Annotated in this window: 20 protein-coding genes and 1 other annotated feature; all 20 genes read left to right on the forward strand. The window is 42.2% G+C overall.

The genetic code is table 11. From position 1 onward, the window contains the following. Positions 1-45 precede the first annotated feature (45 nt). Positions 46-702: an RNA polymerase factor sigma-70 gene (locus AAHB12_RS22015; RefSeq protein ID WP_129730291.1), complete on the forward strand. Its 657-nt coding sequence runs from the start codon at positions 46-48 to the stop codon at positions 700-702. A 131-nt stretch (positions 703-833) separates the two neighbouring features. Then, entirely contained in the window at positions 834-980 is a 147-nt protein-coding gene (gene rpmG, locus AAHB12_RS22020) for a 50S ribosomal protein L33 (RefSeq protein WP_129730293.1), read from the forward strand. 32 nt (positions 981-1,012) lie between these two features. Then, entirely contained in the window at positions 1,013-1,192 is a 180-nt protein-coding gene (secE, locus tag AAHB12_RS22025; RefSeq protein WP_129730295.1) for a preprotein translocase subunit SecE, read from the forward strand. A gap of 120 nt (positions 1,193-1,312) precedes the next feature. Further along, on the forward strand, positions 1,313-1,846 hold the full coding sequence (gene nusG / locus AAHB12_RS22030) for a transcription termination/antitermination protein NusG (protein ID WP_129730297.1): 534 nt from the start codon (positions 1,313-1,315) through the stop codon (positions 1,844-1,846). 166 nt (positions 1,847-2,012) lie between these two features. Beyond that, positions 2,013-2,438 carry a 50S ribosomal protein L11 gene (gene rplK, locus AAHB12_RS22035; protein WP_165350875.1) on the forward strand — a complete coding sequence of 142 codons (426 nt, stop codon included), beginning with the start codon at positions 2,013-2,015 and terminating at the stop codon, positions 2,436-2,438. Positions 2,439-2,619: 181 nt separating this feature from the next. Further along, a complete protein-coding gene (gene rplA, locus AAHB12_RS22040) occupies positions 2,620-3,312 on the forward strand; it encodes a 50S ribosomal protein L1 (RefSeq protein ID WP_342047115.1) in 693 nt (230 codons plus the stop codon). A 49-nt stretch (positions 3,313-3,361) separates the two neighbouring features. Beyond that, positions 3,362-3,502: a sequence feature (ribosomal protein L10 leader region), on the forward strand. A 39-nt stretch (positions 3,503-3,541) separates the two neighbouring features. Beyond that, the gene (gene rplJ / locus AAHB12_RS22045) at positions 3,542-4,042 is read left to right on the forward strand and encodes a 50S ribosomal protein L10 (RefSeq protein WP_129730303.1); all 501 of its coding nucleotides are present in this window, start codon (positions 3,542-3,544) and stop codon (positions 4,040-4,042) included. A gap of 56 nt (positions 4,043-4,098) precedes the next feature. After that, complete coding sequence (gene rplL / locus AAHB12_RS22050; RefSeq protein WP_342047116.1) at positions 4,099-4,458, forward strand: 50S ribosomal protein L7/L12; 360 nt, start codon at positions 4,099-4,101, stop codon at positions 4,456-4,458. Between the two features lie 88 nt (positions 4,459-4,546). Beyond that, positions 4,547-5,146, forward strand: a complete 600-nt coding sequence (locus tag AAHB12_RS22055) for a class I SAM-dependent methyltransferase (protein ID WP_342047117.1) — start codon at positions 4,547-4,549, stop codon at positions 5,144-5,146. Between the two features lie 285 nt (positions 5,147-5,431). Continuing rightward, a complete protein-coding gene (rpoB, locus tag AAHB12_RS22060) occupies positions 5,432-8,965 on the forward strand; it encodes a DNA-directed RNA polymerase subunit beta (protein ID WP_129730309.1) in 3,534 nt (1,177 codons plus the stop codon). Positions 8,966-9,003: 38 nt separating this feature from the next. Continuing rightward, positions 9,004-12,615: a DNA-directed RNA polymerase subunit beta' gene (rpoC, locus tag AAHB12_RS22065; RefSeq protein ID WP_342047118.1), complete on the forward strand. Its 3,612-nt coding sequence runs from the start codon at positions 9,004-9,006 to the stop codon at positions 12,613-12,615. 307 nt (positions 12,616-12,922) lie between these two features. After that, on the forward strand, positions 12,923-13,345 hold the full coding sequence (gene rpsL, locus AAHB12_RS22070) for a 30S ribosomal protein S12 (protein ID WP_129730313.1): 423 nt from the start codon (positions 12,923-12,925) through the stop codon (positions 13,343-13,345). Between the two features lie 32 nt (positions 13,346-13,377). Next, positions 13,378-13,848 (forward strand): 30S ribosomal protein S7, encoded by a 471-nt coding sequence (gene rpsG, locus AAHB12_RS22075; protein WP_129730315.1) that lies wholly within the window; start codon positions 13,378-13,380, stop codon positions 13,846-13,848. Between the two features lie 208 nt (positions 13,849-14,056). Next, positions 14,057-16,135, forward strand: a complete 2,079-nt coding sequence (fusA, locus tag AAHB12_RS22080) for an elongation factor G (RefSeq protein ID WP_342047119.1) — start codon at positions 14,057-14,059, stop codon at positions 16,133-16,135. Positions 16,136-16,255: 120 nt separating this feature from the next. Beyond that, positions 16,256-17,443 (forward strand): elongation factor Tu, encoded by a 1,188-nt coding sequence (gene tuf, locus AAHB12_RS22085; protein WP_342047120.1) that lies wholly within the window; start codon positions 16,256-16,258, stop codon positions 17,441-17,443. A 576-nt stretch (positions 17,444-18,019) separates the two neighbouring features. Then, a complete protein-coding gene (gene rpsJ, locus AAHB12_RS22090; protein ID WP_129730321.1) occupies positions 18,020-18,328 on the forward strand; it encodes a 30S ribosomal protein S10 in 309 nt (102 codons plus the stop codon). A 34-nt stretch (positions 18,329-18,362) separates the two neighbouring features. Then, positions 18,363-18,995: a 50S ribosomal protein L3 gene (gene rplC / locus AAHB12_RS22095; protein WP_129730323.1), complete on the forward strand. Its 633-nt coding sequence runs from the start codon at positions 18,363-18,365 to the stop codon at positions 18,993-18,995. A gap of 26 nt (positions 18,996-19,021) precedes the next feature. Then, entirely contained in the window at positions 19,022-19,645 is a 624-nt protein-coding gene (rplD, locus tag AAHB12_RS22100; RefSeq protein WP_342047122.1) for a 50S ribosomal protein L4, read from the forward strand. Continuing rightward, positions 19,645-19,935 carry a 50S ribosomal protein L23 gene (gene rplW / locus AAHB12_RS22105; protein WP_342047125.1) on the forward strand — a complete coding sequence of 97 codons (291 nt, stop codon included), beginning with the start codon at positions 19,645-19,647 and terminating at the stop codon, positions 19,933-19,935. Before rplD ends, rplW begins: the two co-directional genes overlap by 1 nt. 27 nt (positions 19,936-19,962) lie before the next feature. Further along, the gene (rplB, locus tag AAHB12_RS22110) at positions 19,963-20,793 is read left to right on the forward strand and encodes a 50S ribosomal protein L2 (protein WP_129730330.1); all 831 of its coding nucleotides are present in this window, start codon (positions 19,963-19,965) and stop codon (positions 20,791-20,793) included. Positions 20,794-20,822: the final 29 nt, after the last annotated feature.

Consider the following 20,822-nt stretch of genomic DNA (forward strand, 5'->3'; position numbering starts at 1 on the left):
CTTACTGTATAATATTTCTAACTAAGCATCGTCGGGGTGATAAGAGTGGAATCAGACTTCTTAAGTGAACACAACGTACAATTTCGAGAATTAGAAGATGAAGGAGTAGTAGAGCTTGTCCGTGGCGGTGATACTGAGGCGTTAGAATACTTGATTAACAAGTATAAGAATTTCGTTCGTGCCAAATCACGGTCATATTTTCTTGTGGGAGCAGATCGCGAGGATATTATTCAAGAAGGAATGATTGGTCTATTCAAAGCGATCCGTGATTACAAGGAGGACAAGCTCTCATCTTTTAAAGCTTTTGCAGAGCTTTGTATTACTCGACAAATCATAACGGCTATTAAAACAGCAACAAGACAAAAGCACATTCCTTTAAATTCATATGTGTCGCTGGACAAGCCTATTTATGATGAGGAGTCTGATCGTACTCTATTAGATGTGATTTCGGAAACAAAGGTAACAGATCCAGAGGAGTTAATTATCAATCAAGAGGAGTATGTAGATATCGAGTTGAAAATCTCCGAACTCCTAAGTGATTTGGAAAGAAAGGTTCTTTCTCTTTATTTGGACGGGCGTTCCTATCAAGAGATTTCAGAACAGTTGAATCGTCATGTAAAATCGATTGATAATGCCCTGCAACGTGTAAAACGAAAATTAGAACGATATGTGGAAATGAGAGAAAATACAGCTTTTAATTGATTATGAGTTTATGAGACAGGTGTAATGCCTGTCTCATTCACTTTTATAGTCATGTGAGGTGTATCATTGACAGCTTCTTTTAATATATGGTAAAGTTTTAAGGACATAGCGTTCAAGGCTGGTGTAGTATAATGGGAAAAAAACTTGTACTTGCATGTTCAGAATGCAGCAGCAGAAACTACTCTACCATGAAAAATGAGAACGCCTCCGAGCGTCTAGAAGTAAAGAAATTTTGCAAAGCCTGCAATACACATACAGTGCATAGGGAAACAAAATAATAACGGCTATACATGATGGAGGTTCCATAAACATGCGTTTGACGAATTTTTTTGGCGACGTAACACGCGAAATGAAAAAAGTAAGCTGGCCGAAAAGACAGGAGTTGTTCCGTTCCACATTAACTGTTATTGCAACGGTAGTGCTTTTTGGTATTTTCTTTGCAGTTGTGGATATGGGGATTTCTTCTTTAATTCGTTTAGTTCTTGAATAAGATGCACTTTTACATGATATAATGATAACTATACGAACTGTGTTAAAACCCGGTGAACGGGTTTTTTCATTTGCCTAAAAAAGCAGGGTCGGGGAGGGAAGGACGAACGTCCTACACGATATGGAAAAACGTTGGTATGTTGTACATACATATTCTGGATATGAAAACAAGGTGAAAACAAACTTGGAAAAGCGTGTTGAATCAATGGGCATGCAGGATAAGATTTTCAGAGTAGTTGTACCGGAAGAAACAGAAGTAGAAATGAAGAATGGAAAAGAGAAGCTTACGAAGCGAAAGGTGTTTCCAGGTTATGTGCTTGTAGAACTAGTAATGACAGATGATTCTTGGTATGTTGTTCGCAATACACCAGGTGTTACAGGTTTTGTCGGTTCTGCCGGTTCTGGCTCTAAGCCGACTCCTCTATTGGAGGAAGAGGTTGTTGTTATCCTTAAACGCATGGGCGTTGAGAATGAAAAGGTGGATTTTGATTTTGAGTTAAATGAAACAGTCCGCTTGAAGGAAGGTCCTTTTGCAAACTATACAGGCACAATTGAAGAGATTGATATAGAGAAGCAAAAGGTTAAAGTTCTTGTAGATATGTTTGGTCGTGAAACACCTGTAGAACTTGATTTTGTCCAAGTTGAAAAATTGTAAATTAAAAACTTGAAAAGAACTGCAAAAGGTGATACTATCTTTAAGGTCAGTGTCTTTCATGGGTAAAGGCATTGCTTAATAAGTTTTTTATCTCTATAGCAGATAAGAATAGAGTGGGAGGGCGACAGCCCATTGACCACATCACGGACTTAAGGAGGTGTGTCTCGTGGCTAAAAAGGTAATCAAAGTTGTGAAATTGCAAATTCCTGCAGGTAAAGCGAATCCAGCGCCGCCAGTTGGTCCAGCACTAGGACAAGCGGGCGTTAACATCATGGGCTTCTGTAAAGAGTTCAACGCTCGTACAGCTGACCAAGCTGGTCTAATTATCCCGGTTGAAATTACGGTATTTGAAGACCGTTCCTTCACTTTCATTACAAAGACTCCGCCTGCTGCTGTTCTTCTTAAAGTAGTAGCTGGTATCCAGTCTGGTTCTGGTGTTCCAAACCGTAATAAAGTGGCAACAGTGAAGCGTGATAAAGTTCGCGAAATCGCAGAACAAAAGATGCCTGACCTAAACGCTGCTAGCGTAGAAGCTGCAATGCGCATGGTTGAAGGTACTGCACGCAGCATGGGTATTGTTATCGAAGACTAATTCGCTTTAGTTTCTTGTGAAAAGGTTGCGGGTCTTATACATTCGCAACCTTTATTAACGTAACAAATCGTAGCATTTTAAATACAGGGTTGGTGTCCCCGCAGCAGAGGCTGAAACCTATTACAGGAGCACACACGTGGGAGGTTATTCCGCTAAAACCACAATCAAGGAGGAAATTCAAATGCCAAAAAGAGGTAAAAAGTATCTAGAAGCTGCAAAGCTTGTAGACCGTGCAGCTACTTACTCTGTTGCCGAAGCGATCGAGTTAGCGAAGAAAACAAATACAGCTAAATTTGATGCAAGTCTTGAAGTGGCTTTCCGTTTAGGCGTAGATCCTAAGAAAGCTGATCAACAAATCCGCGGTGCGGTTGTTCTTCCGCATGGTACTGGTAAAGTACAGCGCGTATTAGTATTTGCTCGCGGCGAAAAAGCAAAAGAAGCAGAAGCTGCTGGTGCTGATTTCGTAGGTGATGCAGATTACATCAACAAAATCCAACAAGGCTGGTTTGACTTCGACGTAGTTGTAGCAACTCCAGATATGATGGGTGAAGTTGGTAAATTAGGTCGTGTATTAGGACCAAAAGGTTTAATGCCAAACCCTAAAACTGGTACAGTTACATTTGATGTAACAAAAGCAGTAAACGAAATCAAAGCAGGTAAAGTAGAATACCGTGTTGACAAAGCGGGTAACATCCACACGCCAATCGGTAAAGTATCTTTCGACAACGAAAAGCTTGCTGAAAACCTGCAAACAGTTTATGAAGCAATGCTAAAAGCAAAACCTTCTGCTGCAAAAGGAACTTACATGAAGAACGTAACAGTTGCTTCTACAATGGGACCTGGCGTACGCGTAGATGTTTCTACATTTGCCTAATAAATGGAATTTGACTTTTTTATAAAGTTTTTATATAATAAATGATGTTGTGAATTTAATAACTGTACCGTAGACAGTAGGTGCCCTTACAGGCTTAATTTCCTACCGAGGTGTTATGATAAGAACGGATTATTCTGTGACTATTATGCCTCCATGTCTAGTTTTGATATGGAGGCTTTCTAATGCACATTCGGTGTCGGTACAATCCAGTCTTATAGGAGGTGTAACGATGAGCAAAGCAATTGAAGCTAAACAACAAGTCGTAACTGAAATTGCTGATAAATTACGTGCGAGCAAATCTACAATTGTAGTTGACTACCGTGGTTTAACAGTAGGTGAAGCAACTGAACTTCGTAAACAATTGCGTGAAGCAGGCATCGAGTTCAAAGTTTACAAAAACTCTTTAACTCGTCGTGCAGCTGAACAAGCAGAGGTAGCGGAATTGAACGCTCACTTAACAGGTCCAAACGCGATCGCGTTCAGCAACGAAGATGTTGTTGCCCCTGCTAAAGTGTTGAACGATTTCGCGAAAAAGCATGAAGCTTTAGAAATCAAAGCTGGTGTCATTGAAGGTAAATTAGTAAGCGTTGAAGATGTGAAAGCAATTGCAGAACTTCCTTCCCGCGAAGGCTTACTTTCTATGTTGCTTAGCGTTCTTCAAGCTCCAATCCGCAACCTTGCACTTGCTGCAAAAGCTGTGGCTGAGCAAAAAGAAGAACAAGGCGCTTAATTCCCGATTATTCGGTCTGAGTTATTAATAAAAGGAAAACAAGGAGGAACACTCAAATGACTAAAGAACAAATCATTGAAGCAGTTAAATCTATGACTGTTTTAGAACTTAACGATCTAGTAAAAGCAATCGAAGAAGAATTCGGCGTAACTGCTGCTGCTCCAGTAGCTGTAGTAGGCGGCGGTGCTGCTGAAGTGGCTGAGCAAACAGAATTCGACGTAGTACTTGCTAGCGCAGGCGCTCAAAAAATCAAAGTTATCAAAGTTGTTCGTGAACTTACAGGCCTTGGCTTGAAAGAAGCGAAAGAACTTGTTGACAACACTCCAAAAGCAGTTAAAGAAGGCGCTTCTAAAGAAGAAGCTGAAGAAATCAAAGCTAAACTTGAAGAAGTTGGAGCAGTTGTTGAAGTTAAGTAATTTCACTTGTACTGCAAAAAAAAGCTCGCTCTTATGCGGGCTTTTTTTTTAACCGAAACAATAACCGTGAGGAAAGAGGGCTGTGGGTATGGCAGATCACTACTTTTCAAACAATCCTGTAAGCAAAAGCGATCGAAAGCGATGGGAATTTGAGTTAAGAGGACAAACGTTTACGTTTCTGTCGGATCAAGGTGTTTTTTCAAAAAACGAGGTGGACTTCGGTTCGCGTCTTTTGATTCATGCATTCGAACAACCAGAGGAACAGGGTGCTTTTTTGGATGTTGGTTGCGGATATGGTCCAATCGGGTTGTCACTTGCTAAGGAGTTTGTCAATCGTCGCGTTGATATGGTGGATATAAATGAACGGGCGTTGGAATTAGCAAGGGAAAACGCTGTGCTGAACAGGGTTACGAATGTTTCTGTGTTTCAGAGCAATGTGTATGAAAATGTGAGCGGGCAATATGCTGCAATTTTATCAAATCCACCGATTCGAGCTGGTAAAAAAGTAGTTCATGAGATTTTAGAACGGGCAAATGAGCACTTAGTTCCTGGCGGTGAGCTGTGGGTTGTGATTCAGAAAAAACAAGGCGCACCTTCTGCCTTAGCTAAGATGGAAGAGATCTATCCCACTGTAGAAGTGGTAAAGAAAGAAAAAGGATATTATATCATAAAATCAAAAAAACGTTGACGGTTATTTTTGGTTGTGTTAAGATTGTAAAATGCCAAATATATCATTTCTTGCAATGTTTGGAATGTATAATTCTTCATGCATTGGGAAAGATAGTAAAATCAGTAGAGCGCGAAACAGAATGGTGGTTTTCTTATGAGAAGCCATTTTTCTTTTTGCATAATTAGCAAAGGTTCTGCATGTCCTTAAGGCACGGCTGCGCCTCCGGGCGTCGGCTGTTTTTAGCTTGTAAATTATGCAATTTTATTGCATTTTATAATACTCATGATTTGAGGGGTGAAGCAGTTGACAGGTCAACTAGTTCAATACGGCCGCCACCGCCAACGAAGAAGTTATGCCCGTATTAGTGAAGTATTAGAGTTACCAAATCTTATTGAGATTCAAACCTCTTCTTATCAGTGGTTTCTTGATGAAGGTTTGCGAGAAATGTTCCAGGACATTTCACCAATTGAAGACTTCACGGGAAATCTGTCTCTTGAGTTCATTGACTACAGCCTAGGTGAGCCTAAGTATTCTGTAGAAGAATGTAAAGAGCGTGATGTTACGTTCGCAGCACCGCTGCGCGTGAAGGTACGTCTAATCAATAAAGAAACTGGCGAAGTGAAGGAACAGGATGTATTTATGGGGGATTTCCCACTCATGACAGAAACGGGAACGTTTGTCATTAACGGTGCGGAACGTGTTATTGTTTCCCAGCTTGTTCGTTCACCAAGTGTGTATTATAGCGGAAAGGTAGACAAAAACGGTAAACGTGGCTTTACCGCGACTGTTATTCCGAACCGTGGCGCTTGGCTTGAGTATGAAACAGATGCGAAGGATGTAGTATATGTACGTATCGATCGTACGCGCAAGCTTCCTGTAACAGTGTTATTACGGGCACTTGGTTTTGGTTCTGACCAAGAAATCATTGAGCTTTTAGGCGAAAATGAATACTTGCGTAATACGTTAGAAAAAGACAACACAGATAGTACAGACAAAGCCTTGCTTGAGATTTATGAGCGTCTTCGTCCGGGCGAACCTCCGACTGTAGACAATGCAAAGAGCTTACTTGTTTCACGCTTTTTTGATCCGAAACGCTATGATTTAGCGAATGTAGGGCGATATAAAATTAACAAAAAACTTCATATTAAGAATAGATTGTTTAACCAGCGTGTAGCAGAAACATTGGTAGATCCGGAAACAGGCGAAATTCTAGTTGCGGAAGGTACAAACTTGGATCGTCGCACACTAGATAAAATCCTCCCATACTTAGAGAAAAACATTGGCTTTAAAACTTCCAGACCGGTTGGAGGCGTGGTGGAGGACGAGGTTCTGATGCAATCTATTAGAATCTATGCGCCAGATGCAGACGCGGATCAGATGATTAATGTAATCGGAAATGCGAACATCGACCGGAATGTGAAACATATCACGCCTGCAGATATTATTGCATCTATTAGCTATTTCTTTAATTTGCTTTATAAGGTAGGCGACACGGATGATATCGATCATTTAGGAAACCGTCGTCTTCGTTCTGTTGGTGAATTGCTTCAAAACCAATTCCGTATCGGTCTTTCCCGTATGGAGCGTGTTGTTCGTGAGAGAATGTCTATTCAGGATACGAACGCAATTACACCACAAGCCTTGATTAATATTCGTCCAGTTATCGCATCCATTAAAGAGTTTTTTGGAAGCTCTCAGCTATCTCAGTTCATGGACCAAACAAATCCGTTAGCAGAATTAACGCATAAACGTCGTTTATCTGCATTAGGACCGGGCGGTTTGACTCGTGAGCGTGCAGGCTTTGAAGTGCGTGACGTTCACTATTCTCACTATGGCCGCATGTGTCCAATCGAAACACCGGAGGGTCCGAACATTGGTTTGATCAACTCATTGTCTTCCTTTGCGAAGGTAAATGAATTTGGTTTTATTGAAACGCCATATCGTCGAATTGACCCAGAAACGGGACATGTAACAAGTCGTGTGGATTACCTGACTGCAGATGAAGAGGATAACTATGTAGTAGCACAGGCAAACATGCGTTTATCAGATAATGGTGAGTTCCTTGATGAAGATATCATTGCTCGTTTCCGTGGTGAGAACATTGTCGTAACACGTGATCGTGTTGACTATATGGATGTATCACCGAAGCAGGTTGTTTCAGCTGCGACAGCATGTATTCCATTCTTGGAAAATGACGACTCTAACCGTGCTCTAATGGGAGCGAACATGCAACGTCAAGCAGTTCCTCTTTTAAATCCAGAAGCACCGACTGTAGGAACAGGTATGGAATACGTATCTGCTAAAGACTCCGGGGCAGCTGTTATTTGTAAGCATCCAGGCGTTGTAGAGCGAGTGGAAGCGAAAGAGGTTTGGGTACGTCGTTACATTGATGTAGATGGCCAGAAGGTCAAAGGCGATTTAGACCGTTACAGAATGTTAAAGTTTATTCGTTCTAACCAAGGAACTTGTTATAACCAACGTCCGATTGTAAGTGTGGGCGATGAAGTTGTAAGAGGCGAAATTCTTGCGGATGGTCCATCTATGGAAAAGGGTGAATTAGCTCTTGGACGCAACGTGCTTGTTGCCTTCATGACATGGGATGGTTACAACTATGAGGATGCCATCATTATGAGCGAACGCCTTGTGAAGGATGATGTATACACATCTGTCCATATTGAAGAATATGAGTCAGAAGCTCGTGATACAAAGCTTGGTCCTGAAGAGATTACACGCGATATTCCGAATGTTGGTGAAGATGCACTTCGTAATTTGGATGAGCGCGGAATTATTCGTATTGGTGCCGAAGTAAAAGATGGAGATCTTCTGGTTGGTAAGGTTACTCCAAAGGGTGTAACAGAATTAACAGCTGAAGAACGTTTATTACATGCAATTTTTGGTGAGAAAGCACGTGAAGTTCGTGATACATCTCTTCGTGTACCTCATGGCGGCGGCGGTATTATTCTTGATGTGAAGGTCTTTAACCGTGAAGACGGAGATGAGCTTCCACCAGGTGTAAACCAACTTGTGCGTGCATATATTGTACAGAAGCGTAAAATTTCCGAAGGTGACAAAATGGCAGGACGCCATGGTAACAAAGGGGTTATCTCCCGTATTTTACCAGAGGAAGATATGCCGTATCTCCCAGATGGTACGCCGGTTGATATCATGTTAAATCCATTAGGGGTACCTTCTCGTATGAATATCGGTCAGGTATTAGAGCTTCATATTGGTATGGCAGCTCGTTATCTTGGAATTCATGTAGCAACTCCAGTATTTGATGGAGCGCGTGAAGAAGATGTATGGGCAACGATTGAAGAAGCAGGTATGTCTCGCGACGCTAAAACAGTTCTGTACGACGGTCGTACGGGTGAAGCATTTGATAACCGTGTATCCGTAGGTGTTATGTACATGATTAAGCTGGCGCACATGGTTGACGACAAACTTCATGCTCGTTCTACAGGACCATACTCACTCGTTACGCAGCAACCTCTTGGAGGTAAAGCGCAGTTTGGTGGACAGCGTTTCGGTGAGATGGAGGTTTGGGCACTTGAGGCTTATGGTGCTGCTTATACACTTCAAGAAATCTTAACGGTGAAATCTGATGACGTAGTAGGACGTGTGAAAACGTACGAAGCGATCGTTAAAGGAGAAAATGTACCGGAGCCGGGTGTACCTGAATCATTTAAAGTATTGATTAAGGAACTGCAGAGCTTGGGTATGGATGTTAAGATTTTATCCAGTGACGAGAAAGAGATTGAAATGCGTGACACGGATGATGATGATGACCATCAGTCTGCCGATAGATTGAATATCGAAGTTGAGACAACGAAGGAATAATTCGATATAACCTGTAGATTGAAAGGGAGGTAGTCCCCTTGATAGATGTAAATAAATTTGAATATATGAAGATTGGACTTGCTTCACCCGATAAAATTCGCTCTTGGTCGCACGGGGAAGTCAAAAAGCCAGAAACAATTAACTACCGTACATTAAAACCGGAAAAAGATGGTTTGTTCTGCGAGCGCATTTTCGGTCCTACAAAGGACTGGGAATGCCATTGCGGAAAGTACAAGCGAGTTCGCTATAAAGGTGTTGTCTGTGACCGATGCGGTGTGGAAGTAACACGCGCTAAAGTTCGCCGTGAGCGCATGGGGCATATTGAATTGGCAGCCCCAGTCTCTCACATTTGGTATTTTAAAGGAATTCCTAGTCGCATGGGACTTGTACTTGACATGTCTCCTCGCGCCTTGGAAGAAATTATTTATTTCGCTTCTTATGTGGTAACGGAAAGCGGCGATACTCCTCTTGAGAAAAAACAATTGTTATCTGAGAAGGAATATCGTGCATACCGTGAAAGATACGGAAGCACCTTCCAAGCATCTATGGGTGCGGAAGCAATTAAAAAGCTTTTACAAGATATTGACTTAGATAAAGAGGTAGATTTTCTCAAGGAGGAGCTTAAAACAGCACAAGGACAACGTCGTACACGTGCTATTAAGCGCCTTGAGGTATTAGAGGCGTTCCGTGGTTCAGGAAATGAACCATCTTGGATGATTCTTGATGTTCTTCCTGTTATTCCTCCTGAGCTTCGCCCAATGGTACAGCTTGATGGAGGACGTTTTGCGACGTCTGATTTGAATGACCTATACCGCCGTGTTATTAACCGTAATAACCGTCTGAAACGCCTTCTAGATCTTGGTGCGCCAAGTATTATCGTGCAAAACGAGAAGCGTATGCTTCAGGAAGCGGTTGATGCATTAATCGATAACGGTCGTCGTGGTCGCCCTGTAACAGGACCAGGTAACCGTCCGTTAAAATCTCTTTCACATATGCTAAAAGGTAAGCAAGGGCGTTTCCGTCAAAACTTACTTGGTAAACGTGTTGACTACTCCGGACGTTCTGTTATCGTTGTAGGACCAAACTTAAAGATGTACCAATGTGGATTACCTAAGGAAATGGCTCTTGAATTGTTCAAGCCATTCGTTATGAAGGAATTGGTGGAAAAGGGTCTTGCACACAATATTAAGAGTGCAAAGCGTAAAATCGAGAGAGTACAGCCAGAGGTTTGGGATGTATTAGAGTCTGTGATTAGGGAGCATCCGGTTCTATTAAACCGTGCCCCGACTCTTCACCGTCTCGGTATCCAAGCGTTTGAGCCAACTCTTGTAGAAGGTCGTGCAATTCGTCTTCATCCGCTTGTATGTACAGCATACAACGCCGATTTTGACGGAGACCAAATGGCTGTTCACGTTCCACTTTCCTCCGAAGCGCAAGCTGAGGCTCGTTTACTAATGCTTGCTGCCCAAAACATCTTGAACCCGAAAGATGGAAAACCAGTTGTTACGCCGTCTCAGGATATGGTATTAGGTAACTATTACCTAACACTGGAGCGTATTGGTGCGGTCGGAGAAGGTATGGCATTTAAGGATACAAATGAAGCATTGCTTGCCTACGCAAACGGTTATGTTCACTTGCATACTCGTGTTGCTGTTGCAGCTGGCTCTTTGCAGAATGAAACATTCACGGAAGAGCAAAACAACATGCTTCTTTTAACAACTGTCGGTAAATTGATTTTTAATGAAATTTTACCGAAATCCTTCCCTTACATTAATGAGCCTACAAAAGAAAACTTGGAAAAAGAAACACCTGCCAATTATTTTGTACCTAAGGCTGCTAATATAAAGGAAATTCTCGCTGAGCGCGAAGAGGTTGCGCCATTTAATAAGAAAATTCTTGGTAATGTCATTGCGGAAGTGTTCAAACGTTTCCAGATTACAGAAACTTCTCGTATGTTAGACCGTATGAAGAATTTAGGTTTCAGACACTCCACAAAAGCAGGTATTACAGTTGGTGTAGCGGACATCGTGGTATTAGGCGAGAAGGAAGAAATTTTACAAGAAGCGCAATTGAAGGTAGATACAGTAACAAAACAATTCCGTCGCGGTTTGATTACGGAAGAAGAGCGCTATGACCGTGTTATCTCCATTTGGAGTAATGCGAAGGATGTAATTCAAGGAAAACTGATGAAATCCTTGGATCGACGCAACCCAATCTTCATGATGAGTGATTCGGGTGCCCGTGGTAACGCATCAAACTTTACGCAGCTTGCGGGTATGCGTGGATTGATGGCCAACCCGTCCGGACGTATCATTGAGCTCCCAATCAAATCAAGTTTCCGTGAAGGTTTAACAGTATTAGAGTACTTTATTTCCACGCATGGTGCGCGTAAAGGTCTTGCCGATACGGCTCTTAAAACTGCGGACTCTGGTTACCTAACTCGCCGTCTCGTAGATGTGGCGCAGGATGTAATTGTCCGTGAAGATGATTGTGGTACAGATCGTGGTTTATTAGTAGCTGCGATTAAAGAAGGTAATGAAGTAATTGAGGCTCTATACGACCGTCTTGTAGGTCGTTTCGCAAGAAGAGTAGTGAAGCACCCAGCTACAGGTGAAGTAATTATTTCTGAAAATGAGCTTATCACAGAAGATATTGCAACCCTAATTGACGAAGCTGGTATTGAGCAAATGCATATTCGTTCTGCATTTACATGTAATACACGTCATGGTGTATGTAAGAAGTGTTACGGACGAAACTTGGCTACAGGCACAGATGTAGAAGTAGGGGAAGCGGTAGGTATTATCGCTGCTCAATCCATCGGTGAGCCGGGTACACAGCTGACAATGCGTACGTTCCATACGGGCGGTGTTGCTGGGGACGATATCACGCAAGGTTTACCGCGTATTCAGGAGCTATTCGAAGCGCGTAATCCGAAAGGTCAAGCGGTTATTACAGAAATCGACGGCACGGTTGCGGCGATTAATGATGTAAAAGATCGTCAAGAAGTTGTTGTACAAGGGGATGTAGAAGCCCGCACGTATACAATCCCTTATGGCGCTCGTTTAAAAGTGACAGAGGGTCAACGTTTGAATCGAGGTCAAGAGCTTACAGAGGGCTCTATCGATCCGAAAGAGCTTCTAAAGGTTAAAGATATGAACGCAGTACAAGAGTATCTATTGCGTGAGGTACAGAAAGTATACCGTATGCAAGGGGTAGAAATCGGCGACAAACACGTAGAAGTAATGGTACGTCAAATGCTGCGCAAGGTACGTGTCATGGATGCTGGAGATACTGATGTGTTGCCTGGAACATTGCTTGACATTCACCAATTTACAGATGCGAATGAAAAAGTATTGCTTAAAGGTAAACAGCCTGCTACAGCACGTTCTGTTCTTCTCGGTATTACAAAGGCATCGCTTGAGACAGATTCCTTCTTGTCTGCAGCGTCCTTCCAAGAAACAACACGTGTTCTTACTGACGCAGCTATCAAAGGAAAACGCGATGAGCTTCTTGGTCTGAAAGAGAATGTCATCATCGGTAAACTTGTTCCAGCTGGTACAGGTATGAACAGATATCGTAAAGTAGATCTTATAAAAACATCACCTGAAGAGGTTGGTGCCACAAATCATGAGATTTATGTAGAAAGTTAAAATTTTCCATTATAAATTTCATGAAAAACATGTGTAGAGTTATTGACATCTTCTTGTTAGAAATGTTACTATAAGCAAGGTTGCTCCTAAGAGATGTTACGGACGATACAAAATGTGCGTTGCGAAAATGCTTGTATGCTGTGAAAACAGTATAGAGGGGCAAATGATTTACAATTAATGATAGTCAGTTAAAACTGTTTTTGCGAGGTGGGAGCGTTCCGCTTCTCCTTGCAAAAACTTTGTTTTCAACTAATAATGAACCACCTGGATGTGTGGTCTTATAAAAGAAGTGAAGGGAGGATAACTCATGCCTACAATTAACCAATTAGTTAGAAAAGGTCGTACTGATAAAGTATGGAAATCTAAATCTCCTGCGTTAAACAAAGGTTTCAACTCTTTGAAGAAAAAAGCAACTGATTTGTCTGCTCCACAAAAGCGTGGTGTATGTACACGTGTTGGTACAATGACTCCAAAGAAACCGAACTCCGCGTTGCGTAAATACGCTCGTGTGCGTTTAACAAACGGAATCGAGGTTACTGCTTACATTCCAGGTATCGGTCATAACTTACAAGAGCATAGCGTGGTATTAATCCGCGGCGGCCGTGTAAAAGACTTACCAGGGGTACGTTACCATATCGTGCGCGGTGCGCTTGACACAGCTGGTGTTAACAACCGTATGCAAGGTCGTTCCAAATATGGTACAAAAAGACCAAAAGCTGCTAAGAAATAATAAACAATTTTCAATGAAAGGAGGAAATCAATATGCCTCGTAAAGGTCCTGTTGCAAAACGTGATGTTTTACCAGATCCGATTTACAACTCTAAGCTTGTATCTCGTCTTATTAACAAAATGATGATCGATGGCAAGAGAGGTAAATCTCAAACTATTCTTTATAACGCATTTGACATCGTACGTGATCGTTCTGGAAAAGATCCTATGGAAGTATTTGAACAAGCTATTAAGAACATCATGCCTGTTCTTGAAGTGCGTGCTCGTCGTGTGGGTGGTGCCAACTACCAAGTACCGGTAGAAGTTCGCCCTGACCGTCGTACTACTTTAGGTCTTCGCTGGTTAGTGAACTACTCTCGTCTTCGTGGTGAGAAAACGATGGAAGAGCGTCTAGCTAACGAAATCTTAGATGCTGCTAACAACGCTGGTGCATCTGTTAAGAAACGTGAAGATACTCATAAAATGGCAGAAGCTAACAAAGCATTTGCTCACTACCGTTGGTAGGATTAAACTTATAATTGTTTGCATGAATTCGCTTTGTTTGTCGTTCATGGAAAGTAGGGAGAGGAAGAAATTCCTCTCTCTTCAATGAACGTCCATTTTACATATTTGGAATGTTTGTGGATATACTTACCTGTGTGACAATTAAAGAGATTTTATGCTTTTGAAATTAAAAAAATCCAATCCTTTAAAAGGAAGGAGAAAAACACCCATGTCAAGAGAGTTCTCCTTAGACAACACTCGCAACATTGGTATCATGGCTCACATCGATGCTGGTAAAACAACAACGACAGAGCGTATCTTGTTCTACACAGGCCGCGTACACAAAATCGGTGAAGTACACGAAGGTGCTGCAACGATGGACTGGATGGAGCAAGAACAAGAGCGTGGTATCACAATCACTTCTGCTGCGACAACTGCTCAATGGAAAGGCAATCGCGTAAACATTATTGATACTCCTGGACACGTAGACTTCACTGTAGAGGTAGAGCGTTCTTTACGCGTACTTGACGGTGCAGTAGCTGTTCTGGATGCACAATCTGGTGTAGAGCCTCAAACAGAGACAGTTTGGCGTCAAGCAACAACTTACGGTGTACCTCGTATCGTGTTCGTTAACAAAATGGACAAGATCGGTGCGGATTTCTTATACTCCGTAAAAACATTGCATGAGCGTTTACAAGCAAATGCACATCCAATTCAATTTCCAATTGGTGCAGAAGATCAATTCACTGGTATTATCGATATCATTGAAATGAAGGCGCATATGTACACGAATGATTTAGGAACAGATATCCAAGTTGTAGATATTCCTGAAGAATTCCAAGATCAAGCTGAAGAACTTCGTGGCGGTTTGATTGAAGCTCTTGCGGACTTCGATGAAGCACTGATGGAGAAATATCTTGAAGGTGAAGAAATTACAGTAGAAGAGTTAAAAGCGGCTATCCGTAAAGCTACGTTAAGCGTAGAATTCTTCCCTGTAGTGTGCGGTTCTGCCTTCAAAAACAAAGGCGTTCAATTAATGCTAGATGCAGTTATCGACTATTTACCATCTCCACTTGACGTTCCTGCTATCAAAGGTATCGTTCCTGATACTGATGAAGAAGTAACTCGTCCTGCTGATGATAACGGTCCGTTCTCTGCATTAGCGTTCAAAATCATGACTGACCCTTACGTTGGTAAGTTAACATTCTTCCGTGTTTACTCTGGTAAAGCAGAAGCTGGTTCTTATGTTGTTAACTCCACAAAAGGTAAGCGTGAGCGCTTAGGACGTATCCTACAAATGCACGCAAACTCTCGTCAAGAGATTGCTGTATGTTACTCTGGTGACATCGCAGCTGCTGTAGGTTTAAAAGATACAACAACTGGCGACACTTTGTGCGATGACAAGAACCAAGTAATTCTTGAGTCTATGACATTCCCAGAGCCGGTTATCTCTGTAGCTATCGAGCCGAAGTCTAAAGCTGACCAAGACAAAATGGGTACAGCGTTAGTGAAGCTTTCTGAAGAGGATCCGACATTCCGTGCTCATACTGACCAAGAGACTGGTCAAACAATCATCTCTGGTATGGGTGAGCTTCACCTTGATATCATCGTTGACCGTATGCGTCGCGAATTCAAAGTAGAAGCAAACGTTGGTGCTCCTCAGGTAGCATACCGTGAAACGTTCCGTGCTGCTGCACGTGTTGAAGGTAAATTCGCACGTCAATCTGGTGGTCGCGGACAATTCGGACACGTTTGGATCGAATTCGAACCGAACGAAGAAGGTAAAGGCTTTGAGTTTGCAAACAAAATCGTTGGTGGTGTAGTTCCACGTGAATACATCCCAGCTGTACAAGCAGGTCTTGAAGATTCATTGAAAAACGGTGTACTTGCAGGATACCCTCTAGTAGACATTAAAGCTGCATTAGTAGATGGATCTTACCATGATGTTGACTCCTCTGAGATGGCATTTAAGATCGCTGCATCTATGGCTCTAAAAGCTGCTGCTTCTAAATGTAACCCTGCAATTCTTGAGCCGATTATGAAGGTAGAAGTTGTAATCCCAGATGAGTACCTAGGTGACATCATGGGTGACATCACTTCCCGTCGTGGTCGTGTAGAAGGTATGGAAGCTCGCGGTAACGCACAAGTAGTTCGTGCGATGGTTCCACTTTCTGAAATGTTTGGTTATGCAACATCCTTGCGTTCTAACACACAAGGACGCGGAACATTCTCTATGGTATTTGACCACTATGAAGAAGTTCCAAAAACAATCTCTGAAGAAATTATTAAAAAAAATAAAGGCCAATAATTGATTTTTGGCACTTGTTCAAGTATAACTACTTATGTAAGCCTAGAAAGTGGAAAAACATTTAGTCTTTCCTCTTTCTAACCTATATAATAATTAGAATTTTAAGGAGGATTTTCCCCAATGGCTAAAGCTAAATTTGACCGTTCTAAACCACACGTTAACATTGGTACAATCGGCCACGTTGACCATGGTAAAACTACATTAACTGCTGCTATCACAACTGTACTTGCAAAAGCAGGTGGCGCTGAGGCTCGTGCATACGACCAAATCGACGCTGCTCCAGAAGAGCGTGAGCGCGGTATCACAATCTCTACTGCACACGTTGAGTACGAAACTGCAACTCGTCACTATGCACACGTTGACTGCCCAGGCCATGCTGACTATGTTAAAAACATGATCACTGGTGCTGCGCAAATGGACGGCGCGATCCTAGTAGTATCTGCTACTGACGGTCCAATGCCACAAACTCGTGAGCACATCCTTCTTTCTCGCCAAGTAGGTGTACCATACATCGTTGTATTCTTAAACAAATGTGATATGGTAGACGATGAAGAGCTTCTTGAATTAGTAGAAATGGAAGTTCGCGATCTATTAACTGAGTATGATTTCCCTGGCGATGACATCCCAGTTATCAAAGGTTCTGCTCTTAAAGCTCTTGAAGGAGATGCTGAGTGGGAAGAAAAAATCAACGAGCTTATGGCTGAAGTTGATTCTTACATCCCACAACCAGAGCGTCAAACTGACAAACCATTCTTAATGCCAGTTGAGGATGTATTCTCTATCACTGGTCGTGGTACAGTTGCTACAGGTCGTGTAGAGCGTGGAACAGTTAAAGTTGGTGAAGTAGTAGAAGTTATCGGTCTTGCTGAAGAAACGAAAAACACAACTGTAACAGGCGTTGAAATGTTCCGTAAGCTTCTTGATCAAGCTGAAGCTGGAGACAACATCGGAGCTCTTCTTCGTGGGGTAGCTCGTGACGACATCCAACGTGGACAAGTTCTTGCTAAACCAGGTTCTGTTAAACAACATACAAAATTCAAAGCGGAAGTTTACGTTCTTTCTAAAGAAGAAGGTGGACGTCATACTCCATTCTTCGCTAACTACCGCCCACAATTCTATTTCCGTACAACTGACGTAACTGGAATCATCCAATTACCAGAAGGCGTTGAAATGGTTATGCCTGGCGACAACATCGAAATGACTGTAGAACTTATTGCTCCAATCGCGGTTGAAGAAGGTACTAAATTCTCAATCCGTGAAGGCGGCCGTACAGTAGGCGCTGGCGTAGTTGCTACTATCATGGAGTAATTTTTAATAAAAAAGCTTGGAACTTCGGTTCCAAGCTTTTTTGTATTTCTAAGAAAGGATAAATCTTTAGCTGGAAGACCATCTGACGTCGTGAGAAATTGTAGAAATACAGTGTAAGTGCACCTGCACCTCTGTCCCCGCCTAGCGGCTTGCCGATCAGCAAGTTCCCTTTATTGATCGAATTTAGAAAAAATCTTCTATTATATAGTTCATATAGAATTGTTAAACATTAAGAAGTTGTTTCATTATCCTTCTATGTATCAGCTGTGTTAGTAAGAGTGGCTGCTTACCTAAAACTTTATCTCAAAACCAGAATTTGCAAGTGTAAACTTGTTTGTCCATAGCTTGAAATTCATCGAAGCCGTGTGTATAATAACTTAGGTACGGCAAAAACAGCGAAATTATATTTTTCTGTTGCATAGGCCGTAGATATAATGTATAATAGACGATGTTGGTCTTTGACTGCGATGAAGTGGAAGGTTGCTGACACACCCGGCCGCTTTGCCATGGCGAGTGTGAGGAAATTTCCATGGAGAATGTCTATTTTTTAAAATAGGCGAAGAAGGAGGGAAAATAATGGCAAAAGAGAAAATTCGTATTCGTTTGAAAGCTTATGATCACCGTATTTTGGATCAATCAGCAGAGAAGATTGTAGAAACAGCTAAACGTTCTGGTGCAGCGGTATCTGGTCCAATTCCATTACCGACTGAAAAGACAATCTATACAATTCTTCGTGCGGTGCACAAGTACAAAGACTCTCGTGAGCAATTCGAGATGCGTACACACAAGCGCTTAATCGACATCGTGAATCCTACTCCACAAACAGTAGATTCACTTATGCGTTTAGATTTACCATCTGGCGTAGATATCGAAATCAAACTATAAATGACATATTCTTAACATGTAGGAGGTGTGACTCATGACCAAAGGAATCTTAGGAAGAAAGATCGGTATGACTCAAGTGTTTGCAGAAAACGGTGAGCTAATTCCTGTAACTGTTATCGAAGCTGCTCCAAACGTTGTTCTTCAAAAGAAGACAGCTGAAACAGACGGCTACAATGCAGTTCAATTAGGTTTAGAAGACAAGCGTGCGAAGCTTGCTAACAAACCTGAGCAAGGTCATGCTGCAAAAGCAAATACTGCTCCTAAGCGCTTCATTCGCGAGTTCCGCGATGCAGACGTAGCAGGGTACGAAGTTGGTCAAGAGGTAAAAGTAGAAATTTTCGCTGAAGGCGATACAGTTGACGTAACAGGAATCTCTAAAGGAAAAGGATTCCAAGGTGTAATTAAACGTCACGGACAATCTCGTGGACCTATGTCCCACGGTTCTCGTTATCACCGTCGTCCTGGTTCAATGGGCCCAGTTGCTCCGAACCGCGTATTCAAAGGCAAAAAGCTTGCTGGACGTATGGGTGGAGATCAAGTTACTGTGCAAAACTTACAAATCGTGAGAGTTGATGCAGAGCGTAACTTGTTACTCGTTAAAGGTAACGTTCCGGGCGCTAAAAAATCGTTAGTAGCTGTTCGTAATGCCGTTAAGGCAAGCAAATAATTCTTTAGCGGAAAGGAGGAAACCAAATGCCAAAAGTAACGTTATTTAATCAAACAGGATCTCAAGTTGGTGAAATCGAATTAGCAGAAGCTATTTTCGGTATTGAGCCAAATGAAGCTGTACTTTTTGATGCAGTAATTATGCAACGTGCATCTTTACGTCAAGGTACACATAAAGTAAAAAATCGTTCGGAAGTACGCGGTGGCGGACGTAAGCCATGGCGTCAAAAAGGAACTGGCCGTGCTCGTCAAGGTTCCATCCGTTCTCCACAATGGCGCGGCGGCGGTGTCGTATTCGGACCGACTCCACGTTCTTACACTTATAAATTAAACAAAAAAGTTCGTCGTTTGGCGATCAAATCTGCATTGTCTACTAAAGTATTGGAGAACAACGTAATCGTTCTTGAAGATTTAGTATTAAATGCACCAAAAACAAAGGATATGGTTGCAGTCCTTAAAGGATTAGCAATTGAGAAGAAAGCTCTTGTCGTTACTGCCGATGTAAACGAAGCGGTTGAGTTATCTGCTCGTAATATCCAAGGGTTAACAGTTGTCACTGCAAATGGCGTGAACGTATTAGACGTTCTTGGTCATGAGAAGCTTGTATTAACTAAAGCGGCAGTGGAAAAAGTAGAGGAGGTGCTTGCATAATGAGAGATCCTCGTGATATCATTAAGCGCCCGGTTATCACTGAACGTTCTATGGAAGCGATGGCTGAAAAGAAATACACTTTCGATGTTGACGTGAGAGCGAACAAAACGGAAGTTAAAGATGCTATTGAAGCAATTTTCGGCGTTCAAGTTGACAAAGTAAACATCATGAACTATAAGCCGAAGTATAAGCGCGTAGGTCGCCATGCGGGTTATACAAACCGTCGTAGAAAAGCTATCGTGAAATTAACTGCTGATAGCAAAGAAATCGAAATTTTCGAAGGCGTTTAATCCTAACAGAGAAGGAGGGAAATTGAGATGGCTATTAAAAAGTACAAACCAACATCAAACGGTCGCCGTAATATGACAGCTAACGATTTCGCTGAAATCACAACTGACAAACCGGAAAAGTCCTTACTTGCACCTTTAAGCAAGAAAGCCGGCCGTAACAACCAAGGTAAAATCACTGTACGTCATCAAGGTGGCGGACATAAGCGTCAATACCGTATCATCGATTTTAAACGCGATAAAGATGGAATTCCAGGACGCGTTGCTACAATCGAATACGATCCAAACCGCTCTGCGAATATTGCATTAATCAACTATGTTGACGGTGAAAAACGTTACATCCTTGCTCCTAAAAACTTAGAAGTAGGAACTCAAATTATGTCTGGCCCAGAAGCTGACATTAAACCAGGTAACGCACTACCGCTTGTAAACATTCCAGTAGGTACTGTAATTCACAATATCGAGCTTAAGCCTGGTAAAGGCGGACAATTAGTTCGTTCTGCGGGTTCTTCTGCTCAAGTACTTGGTAAAGAAGGCAAATACGTACTTGTACGTTTAACTTCTGGTGAAGTACGTCTGATCTTAGCAGCTTGCCGTGCTACAATCGGTCAAGTTGGTAACGAACATCATGAACTTATTAAAATCGGTAAAGCTGGTCGTTCTCGTTGGTTAGGCAAACGTCCTACAGTTCGTGGTTCCGTAATGAACCCTGTAGATCACCCACACGGTGGTGGTGAAGGTCGTTCACCTATCGGACGTAAGTCTCCAATGTCTCCATGGGGCAAACCGACTCTTGGAGCGAAGACTCGTAAGAAAAACAAAGCTTCTGATAAATTCATCGTTCGTCGTCGTAAAAAATAACGTAATTGTAGTACGGTTCTATAGAACCG

Source organism: Bacillus sp. OTU530, assembly GCF_038440375.1.